The following is a 17,148-nucleotide window of genomic DNA, read 5'->3' on the forward strand; positions in this document are numbered from 1 at the left end:
CAGCACCGGTGCGCTCTACACCGCGCCGATCAGTCGAGGCAGAACTCATTACCCTCAATGTCTTGCATGACCAGGCAGGATTCGTTGACCCCGTCTGCTTCGAGGAGGTAAAGACGAGTCGCACCGATCTCGATCAACCGTGCCGCCTCTGCTTCGAGTGCCGCCACACGTTCGTCGCCCCGCAGCCCGACACCCACCCGCACGTCAAGGTGTACTCGATTTTTCACGCGTTTTGGTTCGGGCACACGCTGAAAGAAGAGTCGCGGGCCCACGCCCTCAGGGTCTTGACAAGCCCATTTCGCTCCTTGATCGGCGGCCGGTTGGGCGGCATCGACTTCGTCCCAGGTCGCAAAACCGGGCGGTGTGGGCGGGTCAACATAGCCGAGCACCCGTTTCCAGAACGCTGCAACTGCGCGCGGGTCTGCACAATCAAATGTGACCTGTACGGTTCTGACGGTAGCCATACTCCAGCGTACTTCTGCTGTTGAATCGAGACAACAACAATAGGATCGAACGTGTGAGCAATATGATTTCCATTCCCGGTGGCCAGTTCAGCATGGGCTCCGATCGGTTCTACCCCGAGGAGCGCCCCGCACACACCGCGATGGGAACCGGGTTTCAGATTGCTCAGCGGCCCGTCACCAACCTCGAGTTTCGGGAGTTTGCCTCGCAGACCGGCTACGTCACCGTGGCTGAACGAGAGCTCACCGGCCCGGCTTACGCCGCGCTGAGCGACGCCGACAGGGCCCCCGGAAGCCTCGTATTTCATGAGACACCCGGTCCCGTCGACCTACGTGACTGGCGGCAGTGGTGGGCGTGGGTGCCGGGTGCAAGCTGGCGTGCTCCGCTCGGGCCCGACTCAGACCTCACCGGCAAGGATCAGCACCCCGTGACTCAGGTGTGTTTTGCCGACGCGACGGCGTACGCCGAATGGGCAGGGGGGAGGCTACCCACCGAGGCCGAGTGGGAGCACGCAGCTCGCGGTGGCACCGACACCGAGTTCGCTTGGGGCGACGAGCTCCACCCGGCCGGCGAGGTGCTCGCGAACACCTGGCTCGGACGGTTTCCGTACGAGAACCGCGGCTGGGGCGGCACGTCGCCCGTGGGCACGTTTGCGCCCAACGGTTACGGGCTGTTCGACATGATTGGCAACGTGTGGGAATGGACGACGACGGTGTCGACGCCGAATCACCGCGCGGCGGCGTCAGACGCTCCGGCAGCGACCGCAGCAGCGACCGCAGCAGCGAGCTCAGCAGCGAGCTCAGCGGGTGCCGGGGCCACGACTTGCTGCGGCTGCAGCCCGCAGGCGCCTGATGCTGTTGCCCACCCAGCCGCACCTAACCCAGCGGTGAGCCGGGTCACCAAGGGTGGGTCGCACCTGTGCTCCCCCGACTACTGTCAGCGGTACCGGCCCGCCGCGCGCTCGGCGCAGACAGAGGACTCTGCCACCTCCCACCTGGGCTTTCGCATCGCCAAGTAGTTCTCGGGCTCAACAGCTACAGGCGCCCCTCAATGAGCCTTTCGAGCCAGCGGCCGCGCGCGCGATGCGCCTCCTGCGACACAATCGCTTCTTCGACCGCAAAGTCTGAGGCGTGAAACGCGCCCGACCACACGTGCAGTTCGGCCGTCACCCCGGCCTCCCACAGGCGCCCGGCGAACCCCGTGATTGACGACCGAAACAGCTCGGCCGACCCCGTGTCAACAAACACGGGGGCAAGCCCGGCCAGGTCGGTGCGCTCGCCCGGCGGCAGCGCGTTCGTGCCACGCAGCGCGGCCGTCCACGCAATGCGGTTTGAGGGCCCGTTCCACGACTCATCGTCGTCAAACTGGGCGGCAGAAACGGTCGCGCGCGCATCGAGCATGGGGCAGGCGAGCAGGTGCCCGGCGAGCACGATGCCCAGGTCGCGGCACTCAAAAGCGACCGCCGCGGCGAGGCCGCCGCCCGCACTTTGCCCGGCCAGCACAACCGGCACACCGTCTGTGACGGCCTCGCGCAGCACTGACACGACTGCGTCAACCATGTCGGTGAACGACGCCGCGGGGCTCAGCGGATACTCCACCGCCCACACCTCAAGTCGCAGCTGCTTCGCAAAGCGTGCGGTCATATCGAAGCCCGCAAACCTGTCGCCCGCGATGAGCCCGCCGCCGTGCAAGTGTACGACCCGCAGACTGTGCCTCTCGCCAGACTCGGCCACCGACACGTCGGTAAACACCGTCACGGCCGCGCTGTGTTCGCGCTGCACGAGCCGCAGTTCACGCACGCGTCGGGCCGGGTTCTGCGCACGCACCACGGCGGCCGCCCGGTACGCAGCGATTTCGCCCTCGTGGGCCACCCCGCGCGGCTGCACTTGTGCAAGCAGGGTGTACCCATCGCGCAGCTCGGCCGCCACCGCGGGCCGCTCGCCGGTCACGACGCCAGCAGCCGCCGCGGTAGCGGCAGCGGCGACACCAGCCGCACCAACGGCGGCAACACCAGCACCAGCACTCACGTCAACACCCACCGCAGCCCCGGTCATTGTTGCCCCTTCACGGCGTCAACAAACCACGAAGTGATTGTGGCCGGGTGCGTGATCGCGGTACCCACACACACTGAAAACGCGCCCGCAGCGCGCGCGGCCGCTGCCTGCTCAGGCGCATGCACCCGCCCCTCGGCGAGCACCGGTAACGTGCTCGACGCTACGATCTGCGCGATAAGTTCGAGGTCGGGCCCCGCGCTCTTCTCGCGCTCCCCGGTGTACCCCGAGAGGGTCGTACCTAGAATGTCGACGCCCGCCTGCTCGGCCGCGATCGCGTCTTCGAGCGAGCCGCAGTCGGCCATCACGAGCGCATCGCAGTGTGCGCGCAGCCCGGCCACCGTCTCGGCGAGGGTGAGGCCGTCGGGGCGGGCGCGACGCGTGCCGTCGATCGCGACGATGTCGGCGCCGGCATCGGCCACGGCCTTCGCGTGCGCGAGCGTCGGAGTGATAAATACCCCGCCGTCGCCATCTTTCCACAGCCCTACGACGGGCACGGGCACACCGCCATCGCGCGCGCGGTCGTCGCTGAGGCCCCGCACCGCGGCCACGTCGGCGAGGCCCTGCACACGAATGCCCGCGGCCCCGCCCACGACCGCGGCGTCGGCGACCTGCGCGGTCGTGCGCGGGTCGCGCATCGCTTCGCCCGGGTACGCCTGGCACGACACGACGAGGCCGCCCGCGAGCGCGTCAAGAATCTGTTCGGAGGTAAATCTCATGTTGAATCCTGTTCTTCGCGGCGCATCGCCGCGGTCTCAAACGAAGTGCCGCGGGCTACGCCTGGGCCCACACGGCCGCCGCTGCGCCCACGAGCGGCGCGTCCCCGCCCAGCACGCCCGCCACCAGCGGCGTGCCCGCGACGGCGCCCGTGAGCTCGGCGCGAAACGCTGCCTCGGCGGCGTCCCACAGCGTTGCGCCGATGCCGGTCACGCTGCCGGTGAGCACGACACGATCCGGATCGAGAATCGCGACCGCACCAGCCAGCGCGCGCCCGAGGGCCCGGGCCGCGTCGGTGATCGCCTGCGCCGCGAGCGGGTCTCCGGCCCTCGCCCGCGCCGCGACCTCGCGGGTGTCGGGCACGGTCTGGTCGCCGCCGAGCGAGCGGTAGTGGGCGAGGATGCCGAGCCCCGAGGCGATGGCCTCGAGGTGCCCGGGCCTGCCGCAGGTGCAGGTGAGGTGCTCTGCGCCGGGTACGGGCACGTGGGCGAGGTCGCCGCCCGAGTGGTGAGCGCCCGTGAGCGGGGTACCTGCCAAGATGATGCCCGCGCCGATTCCGGTGCCGACCGCGACGACGAGCACGCTCTGGTCGCCGCGTGCGGCCCCCGCCGCGAACTCGCCGGCCGCGTGCGCGTCGACGTCGTTGCGCACGGTGACGGGCAGCGGAGTGGTCGGCTGCACAGCGTCACGCACCGCGACGCCGCGCACCGCGAGCACCTTGGTGAGATCGGCGCGCACGTCGCGGGCGAGCTCGGTGCCCGCCCAACCGACCATCGTGTCGGTTGATGCGACGATCACACCGCGCTCGGGGTCAACCGTGCCGGCGGTGCCAATACCCACGCCGGCAATGAAAGGGGGTGCCGCGTCTGCGGCACGGGCCGCGTCGAGCGCGGCCGCCGCGAGGCGAGCAACCGTCGCGACGACAGCGTCCGCGCCCTCGCGGGCGGGGGTGGGGGCGGTGTGCGCGTGCGTCACTCGCAGTGCACGGTCGACGAGCGCGACGACCGTCTTGGTGCCGCCGATATCGACGGCGATGACGTACTCAGCGGCCACAGCTTCAGCGGCGTTCGCTCCCACCCCGGTCTGCACGGTTACGCCTGGGCGATGGGGCCGACGCCAGCGGCAGCGAGCACCTCGCGCACGGCGGCGCGGTCGCTCGCGTTCAACGTGTCAAGCGCAAGGTTCATCTGCGCGCTAGCGATGATGCCGCGGGCTGCCATGGCCTCCTTGAACGCTGCCACGCCCGTCGCGTCGCCCGAGTAGCCCTTGGGCTGAAACACGATCTCGAAGAGCTCGTTGATGCGCTCCTGCTCGGTGGCGGCGGTGGCGAAGTCTCCGCGCTTCGCTGCCTCGAACATGCGCACGTAGCCTTCGACCTCGACGTTGCCGAAGCCGGGCACCACGCCGTCGGCGCCAGCCAGCAGCATCGCGTCAACGACGACCTCGTGACCGGTGAGCAGCTGCAGCGGGTGGCCGGCGGCGCGGTTCGCGGCCACGAGGCGGCGAAACCCGACGTCGTCGCCCGACGAGTCTTTGATGCCGTGAATCACGCCGTCACGGGCGAGCTCCATGATCAGCTCAAGGCTAAGCTTCGAGTGCACACGCACGGGCACATCGTATGCCCACAGCGGTGCGTCGATGGCGGCGGCGATAGTGCGGAAGTGACGGCCGATCTCACCCTGCGAGTTGAGCGTGTACAGCGGCGCCGTCGTCACGATGGCGTCGGCGCCAGCGGCGATGAGCTTCTGTGCCGTTTCAATGATGCGGGGGGCGGTCAGCTCGATCGCGCCAGCAATCACGGGCACGCGGCCCGCGTTGACGCGCACAATCGTCTCGAGAATCTCGACGCGCTGCGAGTCGGTGAAGTAGGCGGTCTCGCCGGTCGATCCGAGCGCGAACAGGCCCGCGACGCCGCCGTCAACGAGGTAGTTGATGAGACGCTCGAGCGAAACGTGGTCGACGTCGCCCGCGGGGGTGAGCGGCGTCGCCACGGGGGGCACAACGCCGGCGAAAACGGGTGAAGTTACGGGTGTAGCAGTCATTGGTGTGTCTTCTTTATCTGTGTTGTGATGCGAATAAAACGTGTGTGGTGCGCTTCCGGGTGGATCCTGCGACTCGCTTCGCTCGCGCAGGATGACGGAGCGTGCTCGCGCAGGATGACGGAGCGTGCTCGCGCAGGATGACGGAGCGCTAGTGCAGCTCGAGCAGCGACGGCGCCGCCCCCAGCAGGGTGCGCGTGTAGTCATCGCTCGGGTTATCGAACACCTCGGCCGCGGGCCCGTACTCGACGACCCTGCCGCGGTTCATCACGGCGATCTCGTCTGACAGGTAGCGCACGGTCTGAATGTCGTGCGAGATGAACACCATCGCGAGCCCCAGCTCGTCTTTCAGGTCGGTGAGCAGGTTGAGGATCTGCGCGCGCACCGACACGTCGAGCGCGCTCGTCGGCTCGTCGGCCACGATCACCTGCGGGTCGAGCGCAAGCGCACGCGCGATGGCGACGCGCTGGCGCTGGCCGCCCGACAGCTGCCCCGGCATCGCCTCGAGTGCCGACTGCGGTAAACCAACATGCGTCAGCAGGTCGCGGGTCTTGCGCTCACGATCGCGGGGCGAGCCGAGTCCGTGCACCTGCATCGGGTCGATGAGGGCTTCACGCACCGTCATACGCGCGTTGAGCGCCGTCGCCGGGTCTTGAAACACGGCCGAGATGATGCGGCCAATACGGCGGCGCACGGGCGTTGTGAACTTGGTGACAACCTCGCCGTCGAACACGACCTGGCCCGCTGTGGGCTGTTCGAGCCCCAGCAGCACCTTCGCCGACGTCGACTTGCCCGAGCCCGATTCGCCCACGATGCCGAGCGTGCGCCCGGGCATCACCTGCAGCGATACGCCGGCGAGCGCGTCAACATACTGTTTGTTGAACAGTGTCGAGTTGCGTGCGCGGTAGCGCATCTCGACGTCGCGCAGCTCGATCACGGGCCTGTGCGCGTCGCTCACGCTGGCCCGCTGCGCAGGGGTCTTCACGTTCTCGCTCATGCCAGTACCTCAATTGCGGTGACGGGCGCATCGTCTGGATGCGCGGAATAGGTGTGCGCGGTGCCTGGAATCTGGCGGCGCACAGGGGTCACGCCCGCATATCGTGCCGGATCGCTCGATCGCGGCGCGAAGCGGTCACCGGCCGGGAACTCACTCGGCGAGGGCACAATGCCGGGCACCTGGTGTAGTCGGTCGCTGCCCGCCTCGATCGAGAGCACAGCGCCCAGGAGGCCGCGGGTGTACTCGTGCACGGGCTGCGTGAGCAGCTCGCGCGTGGTCGCCTGCTCGACGACCTGACCGGCGTACATCACGGTGATCTTGTGCGTCAGCTCAGCGACGAGTGCGAGGTCGTGTGACACGAAGATCATCGCGAACCCGAGCTCCTGCTGCAGTCTGCGCAACAGGTCAACGACCTGTTTCTGCACGGTGACATCGAGCGCTGTGGTCGGCTCGTCGGCGATCACGAGGCGCGGGTTGCGGGTGAGCGCCATCGCGATGAGCACGCGCTGTCGCTGACCGCCCGAAAGCTCGTGCGGGTAGCTGGCGAGCGTGCGCTGCGGGTCGAGACCCACAAGCTCGAGCAGATCTTCGGCGCTGCGGGTACCGCCGCGGCTCGTCAGCTGCTTCATCTGCGCCTTGATCTTCATGGCCGGGTTCAGCGAGCTGAGCGCGTCTTGGTAGATCATGGCGATGTCGTGGCCGCGCAACTCGTTGCGCTCCTTCTCGCTCATCGCGAGCAGGTCCTTGCCGTCGAACATGACACGGCCAGAAACCTCGGCCTTCGCGTCGAGCAGGCCCATGATCGCGAGCGACGTGATCGACTTGCCACAGCCCGACTCACCCACAAGCGACATCGTTTCGCCGGGGCGCACGTCGAAGCTGACGCGGTCGACGACATTGACGTCGCCGTGACGCGGAAACTTGATGCTCAGGTTCTCGACCGAGATCAGCGGCTCCGCGTCGCCCTCGTACACGAGCCGGTCGGTGCGGGCAAGCTCAACTTCGCGCAGCAGCGCGAGGCGATCCGCGAGCGGAACGAGCGGGGTGAGCGGGGCAAGATCCGGGTCAGAAACACCGCCGGGCACAGCAACATTGACCGCGGTATCGACCGTAGTAATGACGCCGGTGAAGGCAGCCTGCTCGTGCTCGAGGTCGCTGGTCGACTCCTCGGTGTTCGCAGCGTCAGACGTGATGCGGCGAGCACGCGGCGAGACCATCGCGTCGGTCATCGCCTCAGACAGGATGTTGAGGCTGAGCACCGTCACGAGAATCAGCGCACCGGCAAAGAACGTGGCCCACCAGGCACCGCTCATGACCAGGTTGCGGCCCTCGGCGATCACGTTGCCCCACGACGGCTCGGGGGCAGGCACGCCCGCCTGAATGAACGACAGCGAGGCTTCAAACACGATCGCGTCGGCGACGAGCACCGTCGCAAACACGAGCACCGGGGCGATCGAGTTGCGCATCACGTGCTTGACGATGATGCGGGCCGTGGGCGCACCCATGACACGCACCGCTGACACGTAGTCTTCGCCGTACTGATCGAGGATGTTGGCGCGCACCACACGGGTGAGCTGCGGGGTGTAGAGGAACGCGATGATCAGCACCAGGATCGGCAGAGACTGTCCAAACACGGCCACGAACACGATCGCGAGCGCGATGCCCGGGAACGACATGATCACGTCGAGCACGCGCATGAGCGTCTCAGAGATGGCCTTGGGCGCGGTCGCCGCGATGGTGCCGAGCACGGCGGAGGCTGCGAGTGCGACCGCGGTCGCGCCGAGGCCAATGACGAGCGAGTAGCGTGCACCGTAGATCAGGCGCGACAGGATGTCGCGGCCCTGACGGTCGGTGCCGAACAGGTGCTCTGCGCTCGGAGGCTGCACCGGGGGGCCCGAAGCGAGCGGGTCGTAGGGGGCCACGAGCGGCGCGAACACTGCCACGAGCGCGACAAGTGCGACGAGCGCGAGTGCGATCTTGGCGCCGAGCCCGAGCTGGCCGAGCGCGAGGCCCGGGCGAGAGAGACGTTCTGTGAGTTTGCGTCGCATGTCACACCGACCTAATACGCGGATTGATAAGGACGTAGAGCAGGTCGACGATGATGTTCACCACGACGAACGCTACCGCTACGGCGAGCGTCACCGCCTGCACCAGGTTGGGCTCGTTGTTGGTCACGCCGTTCAAGATGAGCATGCCCATGCCGGGAATGGCGAAAATGATCTCGATCACGACGGCACCGCCGAGCAGGTAGCCCACGCGCAAACCGAGCACGGTGACGGGGGTGATGAGTGCGTTGCGCAGCACGTTGCGGCCCACGACGACCGCGCGGGGAATACCGAACCCGAGCGCCGTACGCACATAGTCACGGTCGAGCTCTTCGACCATAGCGGTGCGCACCACGCGCGACAGCTGCCCGATCACCGGCACCGCGAGCGCAATCGCCGGCAACGCCATTCGCGCAAGCCAGCCCGCGGGGTCTTCGGTGAGCGGCGGCAGTTTGCCTGATCCGGGGAGCAAGCCGAACTGCAGCGTCACGACCTGGATCAAGAGGATCGCGAGCCAGAACGAGGGCGTCGACAGCGACGCCACAGACACCACGCGGATCACCTGATCGGGCCATTTGTCGCGCTTGATCGCGGCGACGACGCCGAGCACTGTGGCGCCGATAACGGCGATGATGAGGCCGAGGAATGTGAGCTGGAGGGTGATGGGAAATGCGCGCTGCAGTTCGTCGATGACCGGCAGCTGGCGGGCAGAGTACGTGCCCAGATCGCCCTGGAAGAGGCCCACCAGAAAACTGAAGTAGCGCACGAAGATTGGGTCGTTAAGCCCGTGCGCATCGCGATATGCCTCGCGGTCGGCGGGTGATGCAGATTCGCCAAGCGCCGTAATGGCCGGGTCGACCGGCGAGAACGACATGACGAAGAAAACTAGGAGTGTGATGCCAAGAAGCATCAGCGGCAGCTGGAGCAGCCTGCGCCCGATCAGCTGAAGCACGTGTTGCACGGTGGTTCCTTACTCGTGACACACCGCGGGGGCACGAATGGATCGTGCCCCCGCGAGTGGAATTACTTGGCTGCGACGCCTACGTCGAGGAACGACAGGCCGGTGGTGGGAACCGGCTTGAAGTCGACGAGGGACTCGCTGTCCCACGCGGTGGGAAGCTTGCGGTGCAGCAGCGGGTAGAGCGGCACCTGCTCGCTGACGAGGTCGAACGCATCGTTCCACGCCTGCTGCTGCTCGTCACCAGTCTTCTGCTGACCGTCCTTGAGCAGGCCCTGGAGCTTCGTGAAGTCCTCAGAACCGGTCCAGTTGTAGCGGGTCTGCGGCCACACGTTGTCGCCGTACCACCACTGCATCAGCAGGTCTGCGTCGTTGCCGAATACCGAGGGGTCGCCGGGGGCGATCATGACCTGGTAGTCGCCCTGGTCAACCTTGCCGTACTGTGCGGCGCTCTGCGCGATGTCGAGCGTGGTCTTGATGCCCACGGCGTCAAGCGATTCCTTGATGAGCGGAGCGAGCTCCTTCACCCAACCGGTGTCGGTCATAAGAATGTTCAGCTCGAGGTTCTCGACGCCAGCTTCCTTGAGCAGCGACTTCGCCTTCTCAGCGTCGTAGGTGTAGACCGTCGACGCCTCGTGGTAGTTCGGGTGGCCCTTCTGCAAGAACGAGGTGGCGGCCTCGGCGTTGCCGAGCATGCCGGTCTCGATGATCTTGTCCATGTCGAGCGCGTAGAACAGCGCCTGGCGCACGCGCACGTCATCAAACGGTGCCTGCTTCATGTTGAACATCATGAACAGCAGGCCGAACGACTGCACGCTCTCGACGGTCGCGCTCTGCGCGATCGTGTCAACGTCGATGTAGGGCACGTCTTCCATCGCCTGGATGGTGCCGCTCGTGAGGGCGGTGGTGCGGGCGGCGGCGTCTGAGAGCAGGCTCCAGTTCATGCCGGCTGCGAGTGCCTTGTGCGGACCGTTGTAATCGTCGTAGCGCTCGAAGACAACCGCGTCGTCGGGGGTAGCCGAGACGAGCTTGTAGGGGCCTGAGCCGACGGGGTTCGCACCAAACGCCTCTGCGTCCTTTTCGACGAGCGCCTTCGGCACGATCTTGACGATGCCCAGGCGCTGCTCGATGAGCGAGAACGGGAAGTCGGTGGTGATCTGCACGGTGTCTTCGTCGACCGCGGTGACCGTGTCGATGAAGTCAACGAACGGGGTGAAGAGGCTACCCGACTCGGGGTCAAGCACGCGCTCGTAGCTGAAGACGACGTCGTCTGCGGTGACGGGCGTGCCGTCCTGGAAGGTGGCCCCCTCGCGCAGGTCGACCTCGTAGGTGGTGTCGTCAACCTGCTTGGGCATGTCGGCCGCCAGCGCCGGTGCGGGCACGTTCGTGACGGGGTTGAGGTCGACGAGGCCCTCGAAGACGTGCCAGTTTGCTGCGACCGTAACGGCGCCCGATGCGACCATCGGATCGAAGCTACCGCTGAGCGCGTACGAGATGCCGGCCTCGATGATGCCGTTGGGGTCGACCTCGGCCGCTGAGGCTGCGTCGCCACCTTCGGTCTTGGCGGGGGCGGCTGCACTGCACGCCGTGAGTGCGAGCGCGGCGGCCAACGTGCCCGCTGCGACAGTCGCAAAACGTCCCGCGCGGCGGGATGTGATTCGGTACATGTATTGCTCCAAGTTGTTGTGGGCAAACGCCTTGAGGAGATCAGACGTCTGACGTACTATAAACATATCGAACGATGAATTACAAGCGTGAGAAGATCACGATGTAGTGACTACAGGTTTTTAAGGAGTGAGCTATGAATGCGCCATTACCCCGGGGTGGCCGCACCCGCCGGGCAACAACCGCCGACGAAATCAAACGGCTCATTCTGCGCGAACGCCTCATGCCCGGCGACCCGCTTCCCACTGAAGCCGAGCTGTGCGAAGAGCTCGAGGTGTCGCGATCTTCGGTGCGCGAGGCAATCAGGTCACTGTCGACGCTCGACATCGTCGACGTGCGGCACGGGCACGGTACCTACGTCGGCGAGATGTCACTTGACCCGCTCGTACAGACGCTCGTGTTTCGTGGCGTTATCTCGCCCGAAGGCTCGATCGATGCCCTGCGCGAGGTCGTCGAAGTGCGTCTCGCTCTCGATCTCTCGATGGCCGACCGGATCGTGGCCGAGGCACAGGGGGCCGAACTTGCGCGCATGCACGAGCTTGTCGCCGAGATGGTCGATAAGGCCGGGCGCGGCGAGTTTTTTCTCGAAGCAGACCGCGAGTTTCACACGCGCCTGTTTGAGCTCACCCAAAACGGGCTCGCACAGCAGCTCGTCGGCGCGTTCTGGGACGTACACACCGCCGTACTACCGCAGCTGGGCATCGCACAGCCGACCGACATAACCGACACGGCAAAGGCTCACGGCGACATGCTCACCGCCGCGCTGGCCGGCGATGTCGAGGCGTATCGCACCGCGGTGATCAACCACTACGCCCCCCTGCAGCGCTCGCTCGCCCGCTAGCTGCGCTCTGCTGTCGGCGACGAGTGCCGCAGCGTGCGCAGCGCCCCCTCGAGCAGTGCAAGTTCATCGAGCATCGCGCGCAGCGTCGTTACCTGCGAGGCGCGCGGTTCAAACGCTCCCGTTTCTGTGATCTGTTTGGCGGCCCAGGCAAGTTCAACATTCGTCTGAGCCGGCACGAGACCGAGTTCAACTACGACGGGCCGCAGCGCAACGACGCCGCGGGTGCCACCCGAAATGCCGCCGTAGCTCACGGTGCCAAGCGCTTTGCGGCCCCACTCATGCCACAGATAATCGAGTGCGTTCTTGAGGGTCGGCGCAAAGCTGTAGTTGTACTCGGGCTGCACAAAGATGAACGCATCTGCCGCTTCGACGCGGGCGCTCCAGCTCTTCGTGTGCGGGTGCGTGTACTCACGAAGCCGCGGATGCCTCGGCTCATCCATGAACGGCAACGCGACCTCTTTCAGATCGACCCAATCAATCTCGAAACGCGTGTCGCTCGCCGCTACCTCGCGCACCCACCGGGCGATCGGCAAGCCGATGCGCCCCTCTCGCACACTCGCCACGATCATCATGATCCGGATCATGCTTCTCACTGTACGACTGACGCGCGTGGCGCGACAGGGGTCGCGCCTTCCAAACTCACCACGACCTTTCCACGTGCGTGTCGTGTCTGCACCTTGCTGAGCGCGTCGGGCGCGTCAGCAAACCGAAACACGCGCTCAATCTCAAGCCGTAGTTGACCACGCACCGCATCGGCCACCAACTGCGTGAGGTCACTACGAACATCGACGCTGTAGTCGATCATGGCCACAGTTATGTTTCGTTCGGGCGTCACGGTATCGCCCGAGACAGTCACCACTGCACCCCCGTTTTTCACAGCCCGCATGCTGTCGGCCGTTGTCGCCGGTTGCACGGCAATCGCGGCGTCAACGCCTCGGGCGCTCCACTCCCTCACCTGCGACACCCACCCGGCATCTCGGTAGTCGACCGTCAGCTCGGCGCCAAGCGCACGCATGAAGTTGTGGTTCTGGGCAGAGGCAGAAGCAGCGACCCGCCACCCTCGCCTCGCGGCCAGCTGAATCGCCAGCGTACCAATGGCGCCCGAGCCACCGGCAATAAACACGTGTGCACCGCTGGGCAAATCGCTCAGCCTCGCCAGTGCTCGTAGCGCAGTGTTGGCCGCGACAGGAAGCGCTGCCGCCTCCACAAAACTCATGCCTGGCGGCATCTGCACGATGAGCGCCTCGGCATCTACGACCGCGTACTCGGCCCAGGTTCCTCCCTTGGCTTGCATCGAGCTCACGAAGGCGATGCGGTCCCCCGCACGATAGTTCGCGACACCGTCGCCGACCCGTTGAATCTCACCTGCCCCCTCAATTCCAACCGGAAGGCAGGGGTGTGACTCGGGCGGCAAATAGTAGGCGTCATGGACTCCCACGCCAATTGCTCTCATGCGCACGAGCAGCTCGCCCTGCCCTTCGCGCGGCACCGGCACCTCTGCCAGTTGCACATGCCCTGCAGATTGATCGGCGATAACAAAGGCCTTCATACGCCCACGCTAGTAACATTCCTCGCCCAGTCAACCCCCACGACGCCCTGCGCGATGCATCCTCCTTGTCACCCTGCGCGACGCTCCCACCCCGTCACCCTGCGCGACGAAGGAGTCGCAGGGTCCACCTCCGGTCGCCACGGACCTCGGTGCAGTGAATTTGCACTCGTGCAGGAGATCAACATTCGTGCAGGACTAAAACCAGGTTCTGATCCTGCAGGAGTGCTGATCTCCTGCGTGAGTGCAACTGTAGGTCGCGTGGATACTGCGATCGACTCCGTCGCCGCAGCATGACGGTAGGAGACCACGCCGCCGCAGCATGACGGTAGTGGTAAGGCGCCCCCTTCCTTGTCACCCTGCGCGACGAAGGAGTCGCAGGGTCCACCCACGGCGCGACGGTGACCGCCATAAAAATCAGCGCGCGCTGCTTTGCACACTCACTATCCATGCCGGATCAATGCCCGTAAACGTCGGCGCCGTCGCATGCACGCGCTCAGCCCAACCCGCGGCAGTCGGCTGCACCAGCACACTCACGCAGCCTGCGGCGAGCGCGGCCTCGGTGCCCACGCGCGAGTCTTCGAAGACGACACAAAGCGTCGGGTCTACGCCCAGCAGCGCCGCCCCTCGCAGGTACGGCTCAGGGTGCGGCTTCGTATGCTCCACGTCGTCGGCCGTCACAATGTGATCAAACGGGGTGAGGTCGACGTGCCGGGTGACCGTGTCTACCCACCGCTTCGTTGAACTCGTGACGAGCGCGAGCGATGCCCCGGCCACCCCCAGTGCGCGCAGCAGTTCGCCCGCTCCTTCGCGCCAGGCCACCTCACCCTCGAGCGCTTCGAGCGTGGTGTCTTCGAGCAGCCGCGCCACTTCTGAGGCGGGCAGCGAAACCTCGTACGCAGCAATGATCCGGCTGCTTGCTTGTTCGAGAGTGGCGCCCTCATACGAGAGCAATGCTGCGTCGTCGATCGCGCCGCCAAGCCCGTGCACGGTGCGGCGTACCGCCTCGAGCCAGCTGCGCTCGGTGTCTACGAGCGTGCCGTCGAGGTCAAACATCACGGCGAGGCCAGCGAGTCCAGCGTCGTCAGCGGTGCCGGGCGTAGCGGCGAGTGGAGTAAGAATAGTCACCTCCCTATTACGGCGTGCGCGTGTGGCCGGGCCCAAACCGGCGCGTGAACGGGGGCTGAACGTTTGGCGCAGGTGGCTCGCGTAAAATGGGCCCAATGATCGATTCTTCGAGCGATTCAGCTCAGGCGACCAGCTCTGCTACAGACACCGGCCAGCACGCCCCCATCGACCCGGCCGACCTCGCGGTCGCGCTGCGGGTGCTCAGCGCGGCGGCCTGGCTGCCCGAGGATCACCCCGATTATTTGACGGTGCGCGACGCGACCTCGGGCATGTACAAGGTGGCAAGGCGTGAGCGTCGCAAGCGTGAACGCGACGCGATCCGCCGCGCAGACCAGGCTGTGATCGCCAATACCGCGACGGGTGCGCCCGACCGCATCGACGATGAGACTCGCGGGCTCGACCTACAGGCGTCGACCGATGCGCCCACCGCGGGTGAGCTGCTCAAGCCGCACAACTGCTACATCTGTAAGCAGCCGTACACGCGGGTCGACGCGTTCTACCACCAGCTGTGCCCCAGCTGCGCTGCGTTCAGCCACGGCAAGCGTAACGCCAGCACCGACCTCACCGGAAAGCGCGCGCTGCTCACGGGCGGCCGCGCCAAGATCGGCATGCACATTGCGCTGCGGCTCTTGCGCGACGGCGCCCACACGACGATCACCACCAGGTTTCCGAAAGACGCTGCGCGCCGGTTCGCGTCGCTGCCCGACTCTGCTGGTTGGCTGCACCGCCTCAAAGTCGTGGGCATCGACCTGCGCGACCCGTCACAGGTGATCGCGCTGGCAGAGTCTGTCGCGGCCGAGGGCCCGCTCGACATTCTGATCAACAACGCCGCGCAGACCGTGCGTCGCTCGCCCGGCTCGTACTCGCTGCTCACCGACGCCGAGCTGCAGCCGCTCCCCGACGGGCCCATGCCCGAGCTCGAAACGTTTGGGCGCACCGCGCAGCTGCATCCGAAGGCGCTGCAGGCATCGGTCGATGCTGATCCGGCGCTGGCCGAAGCCGCGCTCTCGACCGCCGCGCTGTCGACCGCGGGCCTCGCGGGCACGGTCGCCGAGGGGTTTGCGCAGCACCTCACGGCGGGCGATCTGACCGAGGCCGCAATGAAGGCGGGCTCGTCGTCGATCGAGAAGCACGCCGACGGCACTGCGATCGACGCGGGCGGGCTCGTACCCGATGTGACGCACGTGAACAGTTGGGTGCAGCACGTGCAAGAGGTTGATCCGCTCGAGATGCTCGAGGTGCAGCTGTGTAACACGACGGCGCCGTTCTTGCTGATCAGTCGGCTGCGCGCGTCGATGGCGTCGTCGCCCGCGCGCCGCACATACATCGTGAACGTGTCGGCGATGGAGGGCCAGTTCTCGCGCCGCTACAAGGGCCCGGGCCACCCGCACACCAACATGGCGAAGGCCGCGCTCAACATGCTCACGCGCACGAGCGCGGGTGAGATGCTCGAGGCCGATGGCATCTTGATGACCGCCGTCGACACAGGCTGGATCACCGACGAGCGCCCCCACTTCACCAAGCTGCGGCTCGCCGAAGAGGGCTTTCACGCCCCGCTCGACCTCGTCGACGGCGCGGCCCGCGTCTACGACCCGATCGTGCGCGGTGAGGCCGGCGAAGACCTGTTTGGCAAGTTCTTGAAGGACTACGAGCCGAGCCCCTGGTAGCGGGTGGCGCCGGCCCGCGGCGCACGCCCCGCTACCCGCGCGGTTTGAGCCGCGCGATGGGGGTCGGCGGCGCGGGCAGCGGCGGCCGCTGGCCCGGCGCGAAGTCGCCAAACAGGGGGCGCTTGCCCGCGTCGCGCTGATCCGGAGCTTCAAAACCCAGCTCAGCTTGGTAGCGCCTGCGGTACTCGAGAATCTCGTCGTGGTCGCGGCCGATGAAGTTCCACCACATCACGATCTGCTCGCCGAGCGGCACGCCGCCCAGCAAGATCACGCGCGCGCCATGCTCGCCCGCGCGCAGCTCGAGTGTGTCTGCCCCCGGCGGCACGTACCCGAGCTCGCGGTGCGCGAGCTCGTGACCGTTCACGGTGAGCGCGCTGTTCTCGGCGAGCGCGGCGTGCTCAAAATCGGGCCGGATCTTAAGCCGCACGCTCGCGCCGGCGTTGATGAGCAGCTCGGCCCCGAGCAGCGGGGGCGTGCGCGTGTCGACAGGTGAGCTGGCGCCCGCGAGCTCGCCGATGAAGACGCGCGCGGTGCCTGACCCCAGATCGACAGGCTCGGGCGCGTAGTGCACGAAGTGGTTTTCGCTGTGCCTCGTCGCTTCGGGCAGCGCGTACCACAGCTGCACGCCGTGCAGTGTGGACGCTTGGGGGCTGCTGATCTCTTGGTGCGTGATCCCACGGCCCGCGATCATCAGGTTGAGTTCGCCCGGCAGCACCGCTGCAGCGTTGCCGCCCGAATCGAGGTGGTCGATGCGGCCCGAGAACAGCCATGACACGGTCGCGAGCCCCGTGTGCGGGTGCCGCGGCACCTCCATGCCGCCCGTCGCGGCTACGTCGTCGGGGCCGTAGTGATCGAGAAAACACCAGGCGCCCACGAGGGAACGCTGACGCTGCGGGAGCGTGCGGTACACGGTCATGGCGCGCAGCCCACCAAGCGGAACGGGCCGGGCTTCGAGCGTTTCGACGTCGGTGCAGGGCGCCCCCTGCGCGAGCAGGGTTTCGGTGGGGTGCTGCTCGAGGTTACTCACAGTGG

16 protein-coding genes are annotated in these 17,148 nt (G+C 66.7%); 3 read left to right on the forward strand and 13 right to left on the reverse strand.

Going from position 1 to position 17,148, the window contains the following annotated elements:
• Nucleotides 1–29: 29 nt before the first annotated feature.
• Nucleotides 30–464, reverse strand: a complete 435-nt coding sequence (locus ACXR2W_RS07730) for a VOC family protein (RefSeq protein WP_458813875.1) — start codon at nucleotides 462–464, stop codon at nucleotides 30–32.
• Between the two features lie 53 nt (nucleotides 465–517).
• Between ACXR2W_RS07730 and ACXR2W_RS07735 the strand changes: the two genes are divergently transcribed.
• Nucleotides 518–1,480 carry a formylglycine-generating enzyme family protein gene (locus ACXR2W_RS07735; RefSeq protein ID WP_489945486.1) on the forward strand — a complete coding sequence of 321 codons (963 nt, stop codon included), beginning with the start codon at nucleotides 518–520 and terminating at the stop codon, nucleotides 1,478–1,480.
• A 16-nt stretch (nucleotides 1,481–1,496) separates the two neighbouring features.
• On the opposite strand, the gene ACXR2W_RS07740 is transcribed toward ACXR2W_RS07735, so the two are convergent.
• The 8 genes from ACXR2W_RS07740 to ACXR2W_RS07775 all read right to left on the reverse strand — a co-directional run bounded on the left by ACXR2W_RS07740 (nucleotide 1,497) and on the right by ACXR2W_RS07775 (nucleotide 10,936).
• Nucleotides 1,497–2,516, reverse strand: a complete 1,020-nt coding sequence (locus tag ACXR2W_RS07740) for an alpha/beta hydrolase (RefSeq protein ID WP_458813877.1) — start codon at nucleotides 2,514–2,516, stop codon at nucleotides 1,497–1,499.
• Entirely contained in the window at nucleotides 2,513–3,232 is a 720-nt protein-coding gene (locus tag ACXR2W_RS07745; RefSeq protein WP_458813879.1) for an N-acetylmannosamine-6-phosphate 2-epimerase, read from the reverse strand. The genes ACXR2W_RS07740 and ACXR2W_RS07745 overlap by 4 nt, the downstream gene beginning before the upstream one ends.
• A gap of 55 nt (nucleotides 3,233–3,287) precedes the next feature.
• Nucleotides 3,288–4,319 carry an ROK family protein gene (locus ACXR2W_RS07750; protein ID WP_458813881.1) on the reverse strand — a complete coding sequence of 344 codons (1,032 nt, stop codon included), beginning with the start codon at nucleotides 4,317–4,319 and terminating at the stop codon, nucleotides 3,288–3,290.
• Nucleotides 4,320–4,321: 2 nt separating this feature from the next.
• A complete protein-coding gene (locus ACXR2W_RS07755; protein WP_458813883.1) occupies nucleotides 4,322–5,272 on the reverse strand; it encodes a dihydrodipicolinate synthase family protein in 951 nt (316 codons plus the stop codon).
• Nucleotides 5,273–5,420: 148 nt separating this feature from the next.
• The gene (locus tag ACXR2W_RS07760) at nucleotides 5,421–6,266 is read right to left on the reverse strand and encodes an ABC transporter ATP-binding protein (protein ID WP_458813885.1); all 846 of its coding nucleotides are present in this window, start codon (nucleotides 6,264–6,266) and stop codon (nucleotides 5,421–5,423) included.
• Nucleotides 6,263–8,314 carry a dipeptide/oligopeptide/nickel ABC transporter permease/ATP-binding protein gene (locus ACXR2W_RS07765; RefSeq protein ID WP_458813887.1) on the reverse strand — a complete coding sequence of 684 codons (2,052 nt, stop codon included), beginning with the start codon at nucleotides 8,312–8,314 and terminating at the stop codon, nucleotides 6,263–6,265. Before ACXR2W_RS07765 ends, ACXR2W_RS07760 begins: the two co-directional genes overlap by 4 nt.
• 1 nt (nucleotide 8,315) lies before the next feature.
• Nucleotides 8,316–9,272, reverse strand: coding sequence for an ABC transporter permease (locus ACXR2W_RS07770; protein WP_458813889.1), 957 nt, complete (start codon nucleotides 9,270–9,272; stop codon nucleotides 8,316–8,318).
• Between the two features lie 62 nt (nucleotides 9,273–9,334).
• Entirely contained in the window at nucleotides 9,335–10,936 is a 1,602-nt protein-coding gene (locus tag ACXR2W_RS07775) for an ABC transporter substrate-binding protein (protein ID WP_458813891.1), read from the reverse strand.
• Between the two features lie 134 nt (nucleotides 10,937–11,070).
• Here ACXR2W_RS07775 and ACXR2W_RS07780 point away from each other — a divergent pair, with 134 nt between their 5' ends.
• Entirely contained in the window at nucleotides 11,071–11,775 is a 705-nt protein-coding gene (locus tag ACXR2W_RS07780; protein ID WP_458813893.1) for a FadR/GntR family transcriptional regulator, read from the forward strand.
• Here the strand turns inward: ACXR2W_RS07780 and ACXR2W_RS07785 are convergent.
• The 3 genes from ACXR2W_RS07785 to ACXR2W_RS07795 form a co-directional block, all read right to left on the reverse strand.
• Entirely contained in the window at nucleotides 11,772–12,359 is a 588-nt protein-coding gene (locus tag ACXR2W_RS07785) for an NADPH-dependent FMN reductase (RefSeq protein ID WP_458813895.1), read from the reverse strand. The two genes, ACXR2W_RS07780 and ACXR2W_RS07785, sit on opposite strands and share 4 nt — an antisense overlap.
• Nucleotides 12,360–12,364: 5 nt before the next feature.
• Nucleotides 12,365–13,324, reverse strand: a complete 960-nt coding sequence (locus ACXR2W_RS07790; protein ID WP_458813897.1) for an NADP-dependent oxidoreductase — start codon at nucleotides 13,322–13,324, stop codon at nucleotides 12,365–12,367.
• Nucleotides 13,325–13,738: 414 nt separating this feature from the next.
• Nucleotides 13,739–14,449 carry an HAD family hydrolase gene (locus ACXR2W_RS07795; protein WP_458813899.1) on the reverse strand — a complete coding sequence of 237 codons (711 nt, stop codon included), beginning with the start codon at nucleotides 14,447–14,449 and terminating at the stop codon, nucleotides 13,739–13,741.
• A 95-nt stretch (nucleotides 14,450–14,544) separates the two neighbouring features.
• On the opposite strand from ACXR2W_RS07795, the gene ACXR2W_RS07800 reads away from it, so the two are divergent.
• Nucleotides 14,545–16,116, forward strand: coding sequence for an SDR family NAD(P)-dependent oxidoreductase (locus ACXR2W_RS07800; RefSeq protein WP_458813901.1), 1,572 nt, complete (start codon nucleotides 14,545–14,547; stop codon nucleotides 16,114–16,116).
• 31 nt (nucleotides 16,117–16,147) lie between these two features.
• Here the strand turns inward: ACXR2W_RS07800 and ACXR2W_RS07805 are convergent, their stop codons facing one another.
• Nucleotides 16,148–17,143, reverse strand: coding sequence for a pirin family protein (locus ACXR2W_RS07805; protein ID WP_458813903.1), 996 nt, complete (start codon nucleotides 17,141–17,143; stop codon nucleotides 16,148–16,150).
• Between the last annotated feature and the right edge of the window lie 5 nt (nucleotides 17,144–17,148).

The sequence above is a fragment of the Leucobacter faecis genome (assembly GCF_054456695.2).